This is a genomic window from Sphingomonas anseongensis (assembly GCF_023516495.1).
In the GTDB taxonomy this organism is placed as follows: domain Bacteria; phylum Pseudomonadota; class Alphaproteobacteria; order Sphingomonadales; family Sphingomonadaceae; genus Sphingomicrobium; species Sphingomicrobium anseongensis.
Window position 1 is genome coordinate 325,806 of record NZ_JAMGBC010000001.1, and the last position, 13,389, is coordinate 339,194.

A 13,389-nucleotide genomic window follows, 5' to 3' on the forward strand; every position below is an offset into this window, starting at 1 on the left:
CGTGGCTTTGCGGCGGTCCTGGGATGGCGTATAGATTTTCACGGTGTTCGTGATCTTTGGAACCGGTGGCTTCGGCCGTGAGCTCGTGCGGCCCGCGCAGGAGATGCTGAGCGTCACCGGAGGCGAGCTGGTGTTCGCGTCGGACGCACCCGAAGGGCCCGTCCTCGGCATTCCCGTGATTTCGGCCGACGAGATCTCCGACGAAGACACGGTGGTGATCGCGGTCGGAAGTTCGGCAACGCGAAAGAGCATTGCCTCGCGACTGAAGGGAAAACCGGGTTTCCTGCGCGCTCGTACAGCTCTCATCGGCCCCGGCGTCGATATCGCCCCCGGAGCAGTTTTCTGCGATTACACGATGGTCACCGCATCGGCGAAGATCGGGGCGCATTTTCAGTGCAACATTTATTCCTACGTCGCCCATGACTCCATTGTCGGCGACTTTGTCACCTTCGCGCCAATGGTATGTTGCAACGGCAATGTTCACATCGGAGACGGCGCGTATGTCGGCACCGGTGCGGTCTTGCGGCAAGGCACGTCGGAGAAGCCCCTCGTCATCGGGGAAAATGCCGTAATTGGAATGGGCGCGGTCGTGACCAAGGACGTGGCCCCAGGGACGACCGTGGTCGGTAACCCAGCCAAGCTCTTCGAGCGCGCCTGAAGCGGATAAGGGCGTCATTCTGATGCCCGCGCGTCAGCTTTCACGTCCAGGCCCATGCGGCAACTGTGAAACCCGGTCAGGATGATGTTGGCGAATTAGCGCCACGTCTCTTGCGGTAGCCCTGCGCTTCGAGCGTCGCTGCCTTCGCACGATCTCGCGGGTGCTTTTCCGAGGATAGGCAGTCGTCGATAACTTGCCGCAGCTTTCCGCGGTCCGATTTCTCGATCGTCGCCCGAAGGCTTCTCAAGACCTTGTCGAGCTCGGCCTGAAGCAGAATGCGTTCCTGCCCCATTCGTATGCGCGGATGGATCGTCGGAAGTGTTTCCCCGTTAACGAACAGCTCTTCGTGAAGCTTCTCGCCAGGCCTGAGCCCGACATAGGAAAGCTCGATGTCACCATCCGGATTGTCGTCGTCGCGAACGCTCATCCCGGACAGGTTGATCATGTGCCGCGCGAGGTCGGCGATCCTTATCGGCTCGCCCATGTCGAGGACGAACACTTCGCCCTTGCTAGCCATCGCCCCAGCCTGAAGCACGAGCTGCGTGGCTTCGGGGATCGACATGAAGAAGCGGGTCACGTCCTTGTGCGTGATCGTGACCGGGCCGCCGGCCTGAATCTGGCGACGGAAGCGCTGGACGACCGACCCGGAGGAATCGAGGACATTGCCGAACCGCACGATGCCGAAGCGGGTCTTGCAGTTCGGCTCGGCGGCGAAGGCCTGGACGACAAGTTCCGCAATGCGCTTGCTTGCGCCCATCAGGCTCGTCGGGCGGACGGCTTTGTCCGTGGAGATCATCGTGAAGCGGGCAAGGCGGGAGCCGGCGGCCGCGCGCACCACGCTCAACGTCCCGAAGACGTTATTCTCAACCCCGACAACCTCATTGTCCTCTAGCAATGGCACATGCTTGTAGGCCGCCGCGTGGTAGAGCGTGTCGACCGAGTGATCGTCGATGATCTGCCGCACAAACTTCTCATTCAGCATCGACCCGACGACGGCGACGAGCTCCGGGCGCTCCTTCGGCGGCAGCGCTTCGCTCATCTCCAGGAGCTCGTCGTGGATTTGATAGAGCGCAAATTCGCTGTGATCGAGCAGCACGACCTTCGATGGGCTCTCGCCGAATACTTGGCGGCAGATTTCCGATCCAATCGAACCGCCAGCCCCGGTGATGAGGATGGAATTTCCCCGCACCGCTTCCCTTATGAGTTCCTGAAGCGGTTCAACCGGCTCGCGGCGCAAAAGGTCGCTCACATCGATGGGGCGAACGTCGGTGACCGTGAATCGGCCGGAAACAATCTCTTCCGGCGCGGGGACGGTCTTCACCTCGAGACCCAGATTGCGAACGTGGTCGATCGCGGCGAGGCGCTCGGAGCGGGTCGCCTTGGGCATAGCCAGAAAGACTTCTTTGACGTCGTTTGAAGCCGCTAGGTCCGCCAGCGCGTCCGGCGAGTGGATCGGCACACCCGAGACCATCTGGCCGTTGACCGCCGGGTCGGGGTCGATGAACGCGATCAGACGGTATTTGGTCGAGGTTCGCACCGATTCCGCGAGCCGGATCGCAGCGACGTTTGCGCCGTAAATAATGATCTTGCGTGCATCGGCCTTGCTGCGGGGCTCATGCTCCGTTCCCGCGAGCAAGGTGGACATCATGAACCGGCCCATGAAGAGCGCGACGAACAGGAAGCCAAAATAAATGAAGGCTACGGACCGCGGGACGAGGAAGGTCCGATGCGCGTAGGAGATATGCGCGTGAAGGAAATAGACCGTCGTCACCCAGGCAAGTGCGGACAGCCCAGCTGCCGAGAGGAGACGGGTGACAACACGCAGATCGAAATAGCGCAGGACAAGGTGGTAAACGCCGAACTGATAAAGGGCAGCCAATCCCGCCAGGACCGCGACGACGGCGGCAACGATGACGGATCGGCCGGTGGGAACATAGAGATCGCCGAAGCGGGTTAAAAAAGCGGCCCACAGCGCGATCACCATTGCCGCAACGTCATAACCGACGACGATCGCACGTTTCTTGCGCCGGCTGAGCTTGGGAAGCAGTCGGATCAGGTCGCCACTCAGCTTTTGGCCCTTAATCACGCAGGACCTCTCGGCAAATCTCGGCCAGCTGCTCGGCCCGAAGCTGCAGCAGGTCCTGCCGCAGCGTGGGGTGAACCTCGACCATCAGGCTGCGCTCCCCGAGCGAATGGGCGACTGGACAATCCGGGCGGGGAAGCGCTGCGAACGCTTCTTCGAGATACATTTCCGAGCAGCTGCCCGAGAAAACTCTGAGACCGGCTGCGGCGGAGCGTTCAAGGATCGCCGCTCGCTTTTCCGCCGCTTCCTCGTCGCTTCCGCCTTCGATGTAAAAGTAGAGCTTGTAGAAAGCGTGGCGGACCGAATTGCCGCCGGGCAGCGGAGCTCGAAGGCGCGGGATTCCGCCCAGCGCATCCAGCCAGACCGCGGCGTTGCGAGTTCGAGCTTCCCGCCATTCATCAAGCTTTTCCAGCTGTTTGAGCCCGATCGCCGCCTGTGGCCCGGTGAGCCGCCAGTTCGTTCCCACCTGGTCGTGAAGCCAGCGGAACTGGCCGGGAGCTCCCGGCTCCTGCACCTTCCGATGGTTCTTGCCATGGTCCTTGAACGACCAGGCCCAGTCCCACAGCATCTCGTCGCGAAAGCTGGTGAACCCGCCCTCGCCGCCGGTTGAGATGATCTTGTCCTGGCAGAAGGAGAATGCCGCGACGTCGCCAAAGCTTCCGACGCTGCGACCGTCGATCTCGGCTCCATGAGCCTGCGCGCAATCCTCGATGATCGCGATGTCTCGGCCGCTCAACACTGATGCAATACCTGGAATGTCGGCGGGCCAGCCGGCGAGGTGGACGGGGATCACGGCGCGGGTTCTGTCGGTCGCCACCCGGGCGACGCTTTCGGGCGTGATATTGCCGCTGTCCGGGTCCACATCGGCAAAGACCGGCGTCGCTCCGACGAGCATGGCGCAAAATGCGGATGCCACGAACGACCGTGGCGAGACGATAACCTCGTCCCCGGGGCCGATGCGCAGGGCGCGCAGGGCAAGCTCGAGAGCGACCGAACCGTTGCTTAGAGCGATGCCTTTCCCGAGACCGAAACGGCTGCTCATCGCGTCCTCGAAGGCGAAGACGTCCGGGCCCGTCCACTGATTGACCTTGCCCGACCTTAGGACGGCAACGACGGCGTCGATCTCGTCGTCGGCGTAGGTCGGCCAATGTTCGTCGGCCCGGAGGGAGAGGTCCCTCCTCTGGCTGCGATCCGACTGCGCCGCAAGGGTCACGCCGGTGATACTCATCGCTTAGATCCCTCCAGATCACGGAGCGTGATCAGCGCAACTTCGGGCGTCCCGGCCTTCATCACTCCCCGTCCGTGATCAGTCCGAATCGGACAGTCAGCATGTCACAGTTCCCGTGGAGGCGCTAATGCGGGACTTCGCGAACCCCAAGCGACCCTTTCCGATTGTTCACCCGCTGCCGTTTGCGCTAGTCGTTCCTATCGCTGGCGAGCCGGTGGGGACATGATCGGATCCGACCTTCTGAAAGTCCTCGCGGGGCTCTGGTCGCTTCCGTTCGCAACGGCGCGGGCGAAGACCTTTCTCGCCCACAGTATCGGCTTTGGAATCAATTCTGTTGAGGTCATCGTCGCGGTAATGGTGCAGCTCCTGCTGTGCGGGGTTCTGCGACGGCCGATCTCAAGCATCTGGCCGTGGATCTGCGTTGAGCTGTTGATCGTAACCTATACCGCCCTGACGGTAGCGGCAGACGGCTGGCCCGCCACGGATACCGAGTTTCACCAGAAGCTTATCGGTTTTGCGCTGACCCTGTTCCTGCCGACAGCGTTGATGCTGCTCTCCCGCCTGTTTCCGCGGCTCTGGGACCGGACAGCCTAGCTTCCGATCGGACTGGCCAGGGAACAGGTTCCGAAGGATGTTCGGCTGGTTTCGCAAGAGCGCTGCGGAGGCGGACGAGCATCAGCAGGAACGGCCTCAACGTTCCCGGGCTCAAGGAGGCCCAAGCTGTCCAGATGATCGCGCTGAGAGAAGCGAAGTTTGCCGACAGGCTGCCGCGTGCAAGCAACCGCCGAAAGAGTCGCGGCCTGTGGCCAGCCCAGAGGATCACCGATCCGAGCGCAATGTAGGATCGAGGGTCGATCTTCCGGTCAATGTCGTCCGAACGCGCAAGAATGTCCTCATAGTCCCGACCCTGGCCGACCCTGTCGACCGAGCGGTACATCAGGTCCAGGGCACGCTCGAGCTCGTCGTGGCCGGAAATGAACCGAGTGCTGAGCGCCGACTGACGGACGCGGTAAAGCGCGGCCGGGATGACGAGCACATTCGATATGCGAGCCATTCTGGTGACGAGATCCAAGTCCTCCCAGAAGACGCATTCCTTACGGTAACCGCCGGTCTCGTCGAACAGGCGCTTGCGGTACATCATCGCACCGTGCGCGAAAGGCACGAGCAGGGAGCGGCGGGCCAGCCGCCACATCTCCGGCCCTCGGACCTGCTGTCCTTTGGAGTCGATCAGGTCGGCAAGACAGCCGACCACACCGGCGTCGGGGTTCTGCTCGATGACATCCAGCTGCAGCCGGAGGCGTTCGGGATTGGAGATGTCGTCGGCATCCATCCGAGCGACGATCGGTGCTCGCGCCGCATTCGCGACGAACTGCGAGCTTAGCGCAGGGCCCAGGTTTTCCGTGACCTCGAGAAGGCGAATACGGGAATCCCGGGCCGCCCATTCGCGGAGCCGGTCCGTCGAACCGTCCGTCGATGCGTCGTCAAGAATGACGAACTCGAAATCCGCGAAACTCTGGCCGAGAATGCTTTCGATGGCCTGGTCGAGGTATGGCAGCGCGTTATGCACCGGCATGACGACGCTGAGTGGGGGGAGCTTCGACCTGGCTTGCGGGCTATTGGTCAAATCGGCTCCGCATGTTGGACCCGCGAACGAATGGGTTGGCCTTGCAAACGTAGATGCCGATCCTGCGGATGCCAAGCACCCTCTCGCAGTCCCGGACCGAGCGTTTCCGCGAGCTGTCCCGCGGGCCGGCCCTTAGCCTGCGACGTGGATCGAGGGAGATGCACGGAAGAAGGCAATCGTCTTCTCCAGCCCGTCGTCAAGCGTCACCTTCGGTTCCCAGCCCAACAGATCTCGAGCCCGGCTGATGTTCGGCTGCCGCTGCGTTGGATCATCGGCGGGCAGATCGTGAAATTCGGTCGATGACGCGGAATTGGTTCGTTCGATGATCTTCCGGGCAAGGTCGCCGATGGTCATCTCCACCGGATTGCCGATGTTGATCGGCCCGGTGACCTCGTCTGGTGATTCCATAAGGCGAACCAGTCCATCGACCGTGTCGTCGACGTAGCAGAAGCTGCGTGTCTGGCTCCCGTCGCCGTAAAGGGTGATCGGAATGCCCTGAAGGGCGTGGACGATGAAATTGGATACGACGCGCCCGTCGTTCGGATGCATTCGTGGTCCATAGGTGTTGAAGATCCGCGCGACCTTGATCTTCAGCCCGAGCTGCCGGTGATAATCGAAGAACAGTGTCTCGGCGCAGCGCTTGCCTTCATCATAGCAGCTTCTCGGCCCGATCGGGTTCACGTGACCCCAATAGTCCTCGGTCTGCGGGTGGACGTTGGGGTCCCCGTACACCTCGCTCGTCGATGCCTGGAGGATCCGCGCATTCAGCCTTTTCGCGAGCCCGAGCATGTTGATTGCCCCATGGACGCTCGTCTTGGTCGTCTGGATGGGGTCGTGCTGGTAATGAATGGGCGACGCTGGGCACGCCAGATTGTAGATCTCGTCGACTTCGACATAGAGCGGAAACGTTATGTCGTGCCGCATGAACTCGAACGACGGATTGTCGAGCAGGTGCGCGATGTTCTTGCGCGTGCCGGTGAAGAGGTTGTCGACGCACAGCACCTCATGCCCTGCGGCGATCAGCCGATCACAAAGATGCGAGCCGAGGAATCCGGCTCCGCCGGTGACCAGGATGCGTTTCTGCCGGAAATAGTCGCGAGTCATCGGCGGGCCCTAGAGGATCGCCGCTGCAAAGTGAACCGAGCCGGTCAGCAGCGCCGCAGCTTCGGAAATGGCTGAATCTGGCCGAAAATGACGATGGTCTGCACGTCGGACGCGGTTGAGCCGGCAATTGCGCTTGGCAGCTTCAACTGTCATCACTTTTAGCACCGGCAGCGAGGTTCGTTCGTGGAATCAGGATATTCCGTCCGTCTCGGCCTCATGGAGGATTGGTATCGAGCTCTCCTGAACCAGGAGGATCGTGAACGCTCGTTGGTCCTCGATTACGCACCCCACCGAAAATTCCTCGAGGGCCTGCGGGGTTCTGTCGTGGATATCGGCGGAGGCGCCGGCCTGGCCGGCCGTTATCTTCAATCGGACGTTGCCTATGTCGTCGTCGAACCTTCGCAAATGTGGAGCGCGCCCGAATGGCAGCGGTTCGCAGCCAAGTTCCGCGGTTCCGGCCCAGATGCGAAGTTCGTCAGCGCGGCGGGCGAGGATCTTCCATTTGCCGAGAAGGAGTTCGACGTCGCGCTCGCGCTTTGGACCCTCAATCACGTCCGCGACCCCTCCGCGTGCATCCGCGAGATGGCGCGCGTCCTAAAGCCTGGCGGGCGGGTGCGTGTGGTTCTTGAAGATGTGGAGCCGCGCTGGGCCGACCTGCTCGGAGACGGGGTTCGCCGGGTGGTCGCCCGTCTCCGTGGCCGTCGCGGCGTGGCAGGAATTCACATGGGGCTAATTGCCGCCGTGCGCGCCAAGCTGACCGGCCGCTGGCCGCTGCAGGAGGATCACCTTCAGATCCGGGACCGCGACCTCAGGAAGTGGCTTTCGGGCCTGTTCGACGTGCAGCGGCGGTCTTGGATCGCCGGGTGCCTGACTTACGATCTCGTGAAGAGCGGGTCGTAGCCTGCCGGCTTCCGGGCGGGACCACGTCTGCGAAGCGGCCCGCTTCAACAACCCGACCAGCCTGCAACCGCATAACGAGGTCGCAGCGTGCAATCGTGGACAGCCGGTGGGCTATGATGATCAATGTCCGTCCGCGCTGGCGAAGCTTCTCGAGCCCGTCGAAAATTGCTTTCTCAGTGGCTTCATCGAGCGCGCTCGTTGCCTCGTCGAGAACCAGGACAGGCGTCCCCTTATAGATGGCGCGAGCGATTCCGAGCCTCTGGCGCTGGCCACCGGATAAGCGGATGCCGCGTTCACCAACCAGGGTTTCATATCCATTGGGGAGTGACTCGACGAAATCCGATAGCTGGGCGACCTTTGCCGCTTCGATGACGCGATTGCGATCGACGTCTTCTTGCGCGCCCAAAGCGATGTTTCCCGCGATCGTGGAATCCGCAACGAAGATCGCCTGCGGAACGTGGGCGATGCTACGCTGCCACTGCCGCCGATTCTGCTCGGTCAGAGCGGCGCCATCGACACGAATTACGCCGCTTGTGGGGTGGAGAAGCCCCATCAGCAGGTCGGCAAGCGTGCTTTTGCCGCTCCCGGTTTCGCCGATCAGCGCCACAGCTGCCCCTGCCGGAATCTCGAAGCTGATGCCGTCGAGCGCGGGCGCCTTGCGGGTGGGATAGGCAAAGCAAAGATCGGTGACCTCAATGCTCTTTTTGACCGGCATGGCCCTGCCGTCGTCGATCGGCTGGCCAGTAGGGAGGCGCAGCAGCTCAACGACCTGGCTGACGATTGAGATGTATCCGGACGACGTCGACCAGCCGGTATAGACCTGTTGCAACAGTGGTAGCAGCCGCTGCGCGCCGAGCGCGATGGCTCCAAGAGCGGGAACGGCGGCCGCAAGCCCGCCGTCGCGCTCGCTCATGACGACAGCGATTCCGGCAAGGATGATGATGCCGACCGTCTCGATGACGTACCTCGGCGCCGTCGAAATGAAGGCGGTGTTCGCTCGCGCCACGCAAAGCTGCAGATCGACTTCACGAAACAACCGGACGTAAAGGTCGTGGTTTCCGTCGATGATGATGTCGCGGATGCCGCCGAGGCTCTCCTGGGCGATCTTCATGCGCTCGTTGAACGAACGCCCGATCGCGTTCGAATTTACAGCGAGGCGCCGCCGCGCGAGCGCTGAAACGCCGAGATAAACCACCGAAAAGGCCGATGCCGCAATCAGCGCGGTGACCGGCTCGATGTAGAGCAGGGCAGCAACGATGAAGATTGCAAGGACGGCTGAAGCGAGCGCCTGCATGGACGGCAGGAGCGCGTCGAAAACGAGCACCTCCACCTTTTCGATCGCCGCAAGCATGCTGCTCGAATTGCTCTCTATGTGGAAGCTGTAGGGTTGCATGAGGACGCGGCGCTCGATCGCAACCATGATCTCGTGCCCGAGGCGGTAGGAGAAATCCTGGACCGAAAACGTAAGATAAAGCCGGATCGCGCCCGCTAGCAGCACCAGCAGCGCGAACAGGAGCGCCGCGACCGGCAGACCCCCCGAATTTAGCCAGCTGATGCCGTGAACGGCACCAGGGTTTGCAAGCAGCGAGAGGAACGGAACGACCGAGCCGATTGTCGCGAGCTCCGCGACAGCGCCGACGCACATCAATACGATGAGGCTATAGAACTGCCGCCTGCGAGCAGCTGACATCTCCGCGTAAATCTGCCCCAGGTCGCGCCACAGGGTGGCCCGCTTCGGCCATGCCTCGAGATTGCGATCCCTGGCGAGCGGATCTGAATCATGCATGCGAAGGGAGTCTACTACGCAACGGCTCGCGCGCCGATGACCACCGGATAGCGGGGATCGAAACGGTTGAGCTTGCGCTTCGATATCTCTTGCACCGCGGCGGCATGAAGAAAGGCTGTTGCGCTCGAAAGATTACCGTAGCTGTGCGTGGTCACGCTCTTCGGGTCGAAGCTCCCTTCGAGGAGCCTGCCCAGGGCTTCCTCCGTAAGCGACCAATACCAATGATAGCCCTTGTCCGGCTGAACGGGCGTGATTCCGGGAGTCGTGACCAGCAGGACGCCGCCTGGCTTGAGCGAGCGACGCACGTTCTCCACGGCCCCCGGCATGTCGTAGACCAGGTGCAACGTCTGGGTGAGGATGACACAGTCGAAACGCGCGGTCGGAAGCGTTGCCGGATCGGCTAGGTCGCCGATGATGGTCGCTTGTGGATTGCTCGCATCGACGTTGAGGATGTCTTGCTGCGTTACTTTTGAGCCGCCGAAGCGGCGCGAATAATCGTCCTCTTGGACCTCGAGGACATGACCGCGGACGTCCGACGCATGCTGATTCAGGAAGTCCTCGATGTAATGGCGGTCGATGGGAGTGCCGCGATCGTAACCCCAGTTCTGGCTGAGGGGCTGCGCCGAGGTGACTCTCCCGAGGCTCATGGCGCCCAGGCCGTGAACCCGCCTGACGGCCTTGCCCACCAACCGTATCGGACGTGGCAGTTTGCCCGCGAGTTGCCGCAACCGGTTTCTCCTGTTCAATTGTCAGTGACTATGGGCGGCCAAGCTGCCGCGCAAGGCGAGCAGAGTCCCAGTCTCCGACGAAGACCCGCGGAAGCGCGAACGGGTTAGCCTCGCGGCGGACAAACAAGCCCTCCGCAAGGCAAGCGCAAAGGAAGCCGGCACGCTCGACCAGTTGCTCGAGCGCAGGGTCGTAATCGCCGTAAGGGTAGGCGAAGGTTCGCGGCCTTTCGCCCGTCAGCGCCTGGCATCGCGAAACGCTGTCACTGATCTCGCGCCCCTGTTCGCCGGCCGGCAGCTGCGGTAGCGATGGATGGCTGAGAGCGTGCGAGCCGAACGCGACAATGTCTGGCATCGCTGCGATTTCCGCGGCGGTCAGCGGGCGATGAGAATCGCGGGGATGGGCGGGGACGCCGGCCTGCTCGCGCAATTGGTTCAACGCGTCGCGCGTATCCAAAGGCGTTTTATCGTAAAGGAGCGACCAAATTCGCTGGTAGGCTTGCTGGCGCGGGGTTAGCGCCGGCGCTCCCGCCGGCCACTCCGAATCAAGGTCATGACGCTTGCCAAGCGCGACTTCCAGTGAGTCGATCCGCAGTGTCTCCCCTTCGTGAGCCAGGACGATACGCTCGAGGTCGTCCCACCAGAATTCCTCGCCGCGATCGATGAGATCCGGCGAGATGAAGATTGTCGCGGGTATGCCGAAGCGTTGAAGCGAGGGGAGGGCAGTATGGAAATTGCCGGCGTATCCGTCGTCAAACGTCACCGCTATTGCGTTGCGGGGAAGCTTCCCCTCCCTGTTGAGTTCGACGAACTCATCGAGCGGCAAGGGCGTGCGGTTTCGCGATATCCACTGGAGCTGGTCGTCGAAGTTGGCGGGAGAGACCGCAAGCGACCAGGGATCGAAGCGTTCCTCAGCGATCCGGTGATACATCAGGATCGCCGGTCCCGGGGCGATCATCGGCCGCAGTCGCCGGATTGAAGCTCGCGCGGCTCGCACCACCGGCACGGCGAAGGGAAGGGAGCGCGCAATGTCGGAAAAGCGGGCGCGAACTCCCTGATATGGCCGGAGAGCGCGCTTGAGAGCGCGGCGGAGCCGCTCGTCATCGCGATGCGTGCTCCGGTCGACGTAGTTCTCGAACCACATAAGAAAGGCTCGACGAGCGTCGTGGTAGCTGCCGCGACGCTTCACCTGCGCCATGCATGACCGGTCATGAAGGCGGTAATCGGACCAGATCGCGTCGGTGAAATAGAGCGTCGAATTCAGATAGAGCTTGGCGAGGAAGGCCTGATCTTCATAGGCGTTCTCGAACTTCTCCTCGAAGCCCCCGACCCTGGCGATGCTCTCGCGGCGGAGCATCAGGTCCGACATGCTTGGTGCATCAGCTTTGCCAAGGGGGTACAGCGCCAGCGTCGCCTCGCCCGGAGGAATCGGCCGGCCGCGCACATGCCCTGTGGGAATGATCCTGTCTTCGCCGCCGCTGTGGCTCTTCCAGTAGTTGACTGCACCGCCGATTGCATCGACGCCCGGCAACCGGTCCAGAAGTTCGACCTGCTCGGCCAGCTTTGATTTTCGCCACCGGTCGTCGGCGTCGATAAAGGCGACAAATTCACCGCGCGCCATGCTCAGCCCGAGGTTGCGCGTCGCGCTCATTCCTCGGTTGGCGTGCCCTGGGTGCTCGAAATAGCGAATGCGAGGGTCGCTCGTTTCGTAACGCCTGGCGATTGCGGTGCTCGAGTCAGTCGATCCGTCATCGATGAGAAGAAGCTCGAAATCGCCGAAATCCTGAGCGAGCACGGATTCAATCGCTTCGACGAAATGCTGTTCGGCATTGTAAAAGATCGTGATTACGGAGACCCGCGGCGCGCGCGACGACTTACCCGGCATGTTGTCGTCCGATTCTCCACTGTCCGTCGCAGAATGCTGCGAATCTCGACGTCCCGATGATCTCGGGCGCATTGTTATCAGCCGTATCGGGCCGCACCACGCAAATTCGGCATGGGTTGCTGAGGGGAGACCGTAGAATGCCGCTTCTGTCCAATGAGATATTGAGGTAATTCAGGAGCGGGCGGGGCGATGGGGCCGGCCGCCGCGTCGCTAGGGGCCCAGGATCTGTCTCTCGAGAGCCTCCCCGCCGGCGGTGGCCGGAATCACTTCAATCTCCTCAGGCTTCTCGCGGCCTGTTCGGTCATCATCTCGCACGCCTATGCTTTGACAAGCGGTCCACAATCGTACGACCCGTTCGAGACGCTTATCGGCTTTGACCTGGGCACGACAGCAGTGCTCGTTTTCTTTGCGATTTCAGGATATTTCATTTCCCTCAGCTTCGATCGCCGCCAGTCGAACATTGCGTTCGTCATCGCTCGGGCGACCCGAATCCTGCCCGGCTTGCTCGTCGTTTCATTGGTCGCCGCATTCGTCGTCGGGCCGCTACTCACAACCTTGCCACTCTCCGCCTATTTCGCCGAGAGGGCGGTGTGGCTCTACACGCTCCAAAACCTGTCGATCATTCAAATCATGTCGTCGAGCCTGCCGGGGGTTTTCGCGACGAATCCGGTGCCTGATTACGTCAACGCATCGCTATGGACGCTCTTCTTCGAGGTGGCCTGCTACATCGGCCTGTTTTTCGCGGGAATACTGGGATTTCTCCGGCGAGAACGCTTTCTTTGGATCGTCCTCGCTTGGCTGCCCGTCTACGCCATCGTGCGGTATCTCCCCGCACTAAAGGAAGACATTTACTTCGCCGTGTTCAGCCTGCCGTTCCTTATCGGAATGGCCGTGTATCAGTACCGCGAGTCGCCAATCCTGAACGGCTGGTTCGCGCTCGTGCTGTTCGTCGCGGCGACCGGGTTGGGCGCGATGCATCACCCCGTCGAGGAGCTCTGGTCCGTCGCAGTAGCTTACGGGGCCCTCTGGCTAGGCTTTGCGCGAGCCCCCGCACTGCTTGCTTACAACAAGATGGGGGATTTCTCCTACGGCACGTACATTTACGGCTTCCTCGTCGGCCAGGTGATTGCTGCCGTGATGCCCAACATTGGCGTTGGGGCATTGATGGCGCTCTCGCTGTCCATATCCTTGCTTTGCGGCATGCTATCGTGGAAATTCGTGGAGAGGCCCGCGCTGCAACTGCGAAAAACCTTGATCGCGCGAAGCTTAAAGCGTCCGGAACCTAACGACGGTGGAGAGCTTTCCGATCATCGGTCGACCTCGGCCGACTCAGCCGGCTTGGTGGCGGAAGCCGCACCAACCGACGCACGATCATAGGATTCTCTCTAAGCGGCTC

General features: G+C 61.8%; 11 protein-coding genes. 4 read left to right on the plus strand and 7 right to left on the minus strand.

The window, feature by feature from the left end; translation table 11 throughout:
- Positions 1–43: 43 nt before the first annotated feature.
- Positions 44–658: a PglD-related sugar-binding protein gene (locus LZ519_RS01735; protein ID WP_249867019.1), complete on the plus strand. Its 615-nt coding sequence runs from the start codon at positions 44–46 to the stop codon at positions 656–658.
- Between the two features lie 76 nt (positions 659–734).
- On the opposite strand, the gene LZ519_RS01740 is transcribed toward LZ519_RS01735, so the two are convergent.
- Positions 735–2,744, minus strand: coding sequence for a polysaccharide biosynthesis protein (locus LZ519_RS01740; protein WP_249867020.1), 2,010 nt, complete (start codon positions 2,742–2,744; stop codon positions 735–737).
- A complete protein-coding gene (locus tag LZ519_RS01745) occupies positions 2,737–3,969 on the minus strand; it encodes a DegT/DnrJ/EryC1/StrS family aminotransferase (RefSeq protein WP_249867021.1) in 1,233 nt (410 codons plus the stop codon). Before LZ519_RS01745 ends, LZ519_RS01740 begins: the two co-directional genes overlap by 8 nt.
- A 222-nt stretch (positions 3,970–4,191) precedes the next feature.
- Between LZ519_RS01745 and LZ519_RS01750 the strand changes: the two genes are divergently transcribed.
- Entirely contained in the window at positions 4,192–4,563 is a 372-nt protein-coding gene (locus LZ519_RS01750; RefSeq protein WP_249867022.1) for a hypothetical protein, read from the plus strand.
- Here the strand turns inward: LZ519_RS01750 and LZ519_RS01755 are convergent.
- Entirely contained in the window at positions 4,475–5,668 is a 1,194-nt protein-coding gene (locus LZ519_RS01755; protein ID WP_348539370.1) for a glycosyltransferase family 2 protein, read from the minus strand. The two genes, LZ519_RS01750 and LZ519_RS01755, sit on opposite strands and share 89 nt — an antisense overlap.
- A gap of 57 nt (positions 5,669–5,725) precedes the next feature.
- The gene (locus tag LZ519_RS01760; protein ID WP_249867024.1) at positions 5,726–6,697 is read right to left on the minus strand and encodes a UDP-glucuronic acid decarboxylase family protein; all 972 of its coding nucleotides are present in this window, start codon (positions 6,695–6,697) and stop codon (positions 5,726–5,728) included.
- 183 nt (positions 6,698–6,880) lie between these two features.
- Between LZ519_RS01760 and LZ519_RS01765 the strand changes: the two genes are divergently transcribed.
- Positions 6,881–7,597, plus strand: coding sequence for a class I SAM-dependent methyltransferase (locus tag LZ519_RS01765; protein ID WP_249867025.1), 717 nt, complete (start codon positions 6,881–6,883; stop codon positions 7,595–7,597).
- Here LZ519_RS01765 and LZ519_RS01770 read toward each other — a convergent pair.
- From LZ519_RS01770 to LZ519_RS01780, 3 genes are all read right to left on the minus strand, one after another.
- A complete protein-coding gene (locus LZ519_RS01770; RefSeq protein WP_249867026.1) occupies positions 7,506–9,383 on the minus strand; it encodes an ABC transporter ATP-binding protein in 1,878 nt (625 codons plus the stop codon). The two genes, LZ519_RS01765 and LZ519_RS01770, sit on opposite strands and share 92 nt — an antisense overlap.
- A gap of 14 nt (positions 9,384–9,397) precedes the next feature.
- A complete protein-coding gene (locus LZ519_RS01775; protein ID WP_249867027.1) occupies positions 9,398–10,030 on the minus strand; it encodes a class I SAM-dependent methyltransferase in 633 nt (210 codons plus the stop codon).
- A 109-nt stretch (positions 10,031–10,139) separates the two neighbouring features.
- On the minus strand, positions 10,140–11,993 hold the full coding sequence (locus tag LZ519_RS01780) for a glycosyltransferase (protein ID WP_249867028.1): 1,854 nt from the start codon (positions 11,991–11,993) through the stop codon (positions 10,140–10,142).
- 189 nt (positions 11,994–12,182) lie between these two features.
- Between LZ519_RS01780 and LZ519_RS01785 the strand changes: the two genes are divergently transcribed.
- The gene (locus tag LZ519_RS01785) at positions 12,183–13,370 is read left to right on the plus strand and encodes an acyltransferase family protein (RefSeq protein ID WP_249867029.1); all 1,188 of its coding nucleotides are present in this window, start codon (positions 12,183–12,185) and stop codon (positions 13,368–13,370) included.
- Positions 13,371–13,389 lie beyond the last annotated feature (19 nt).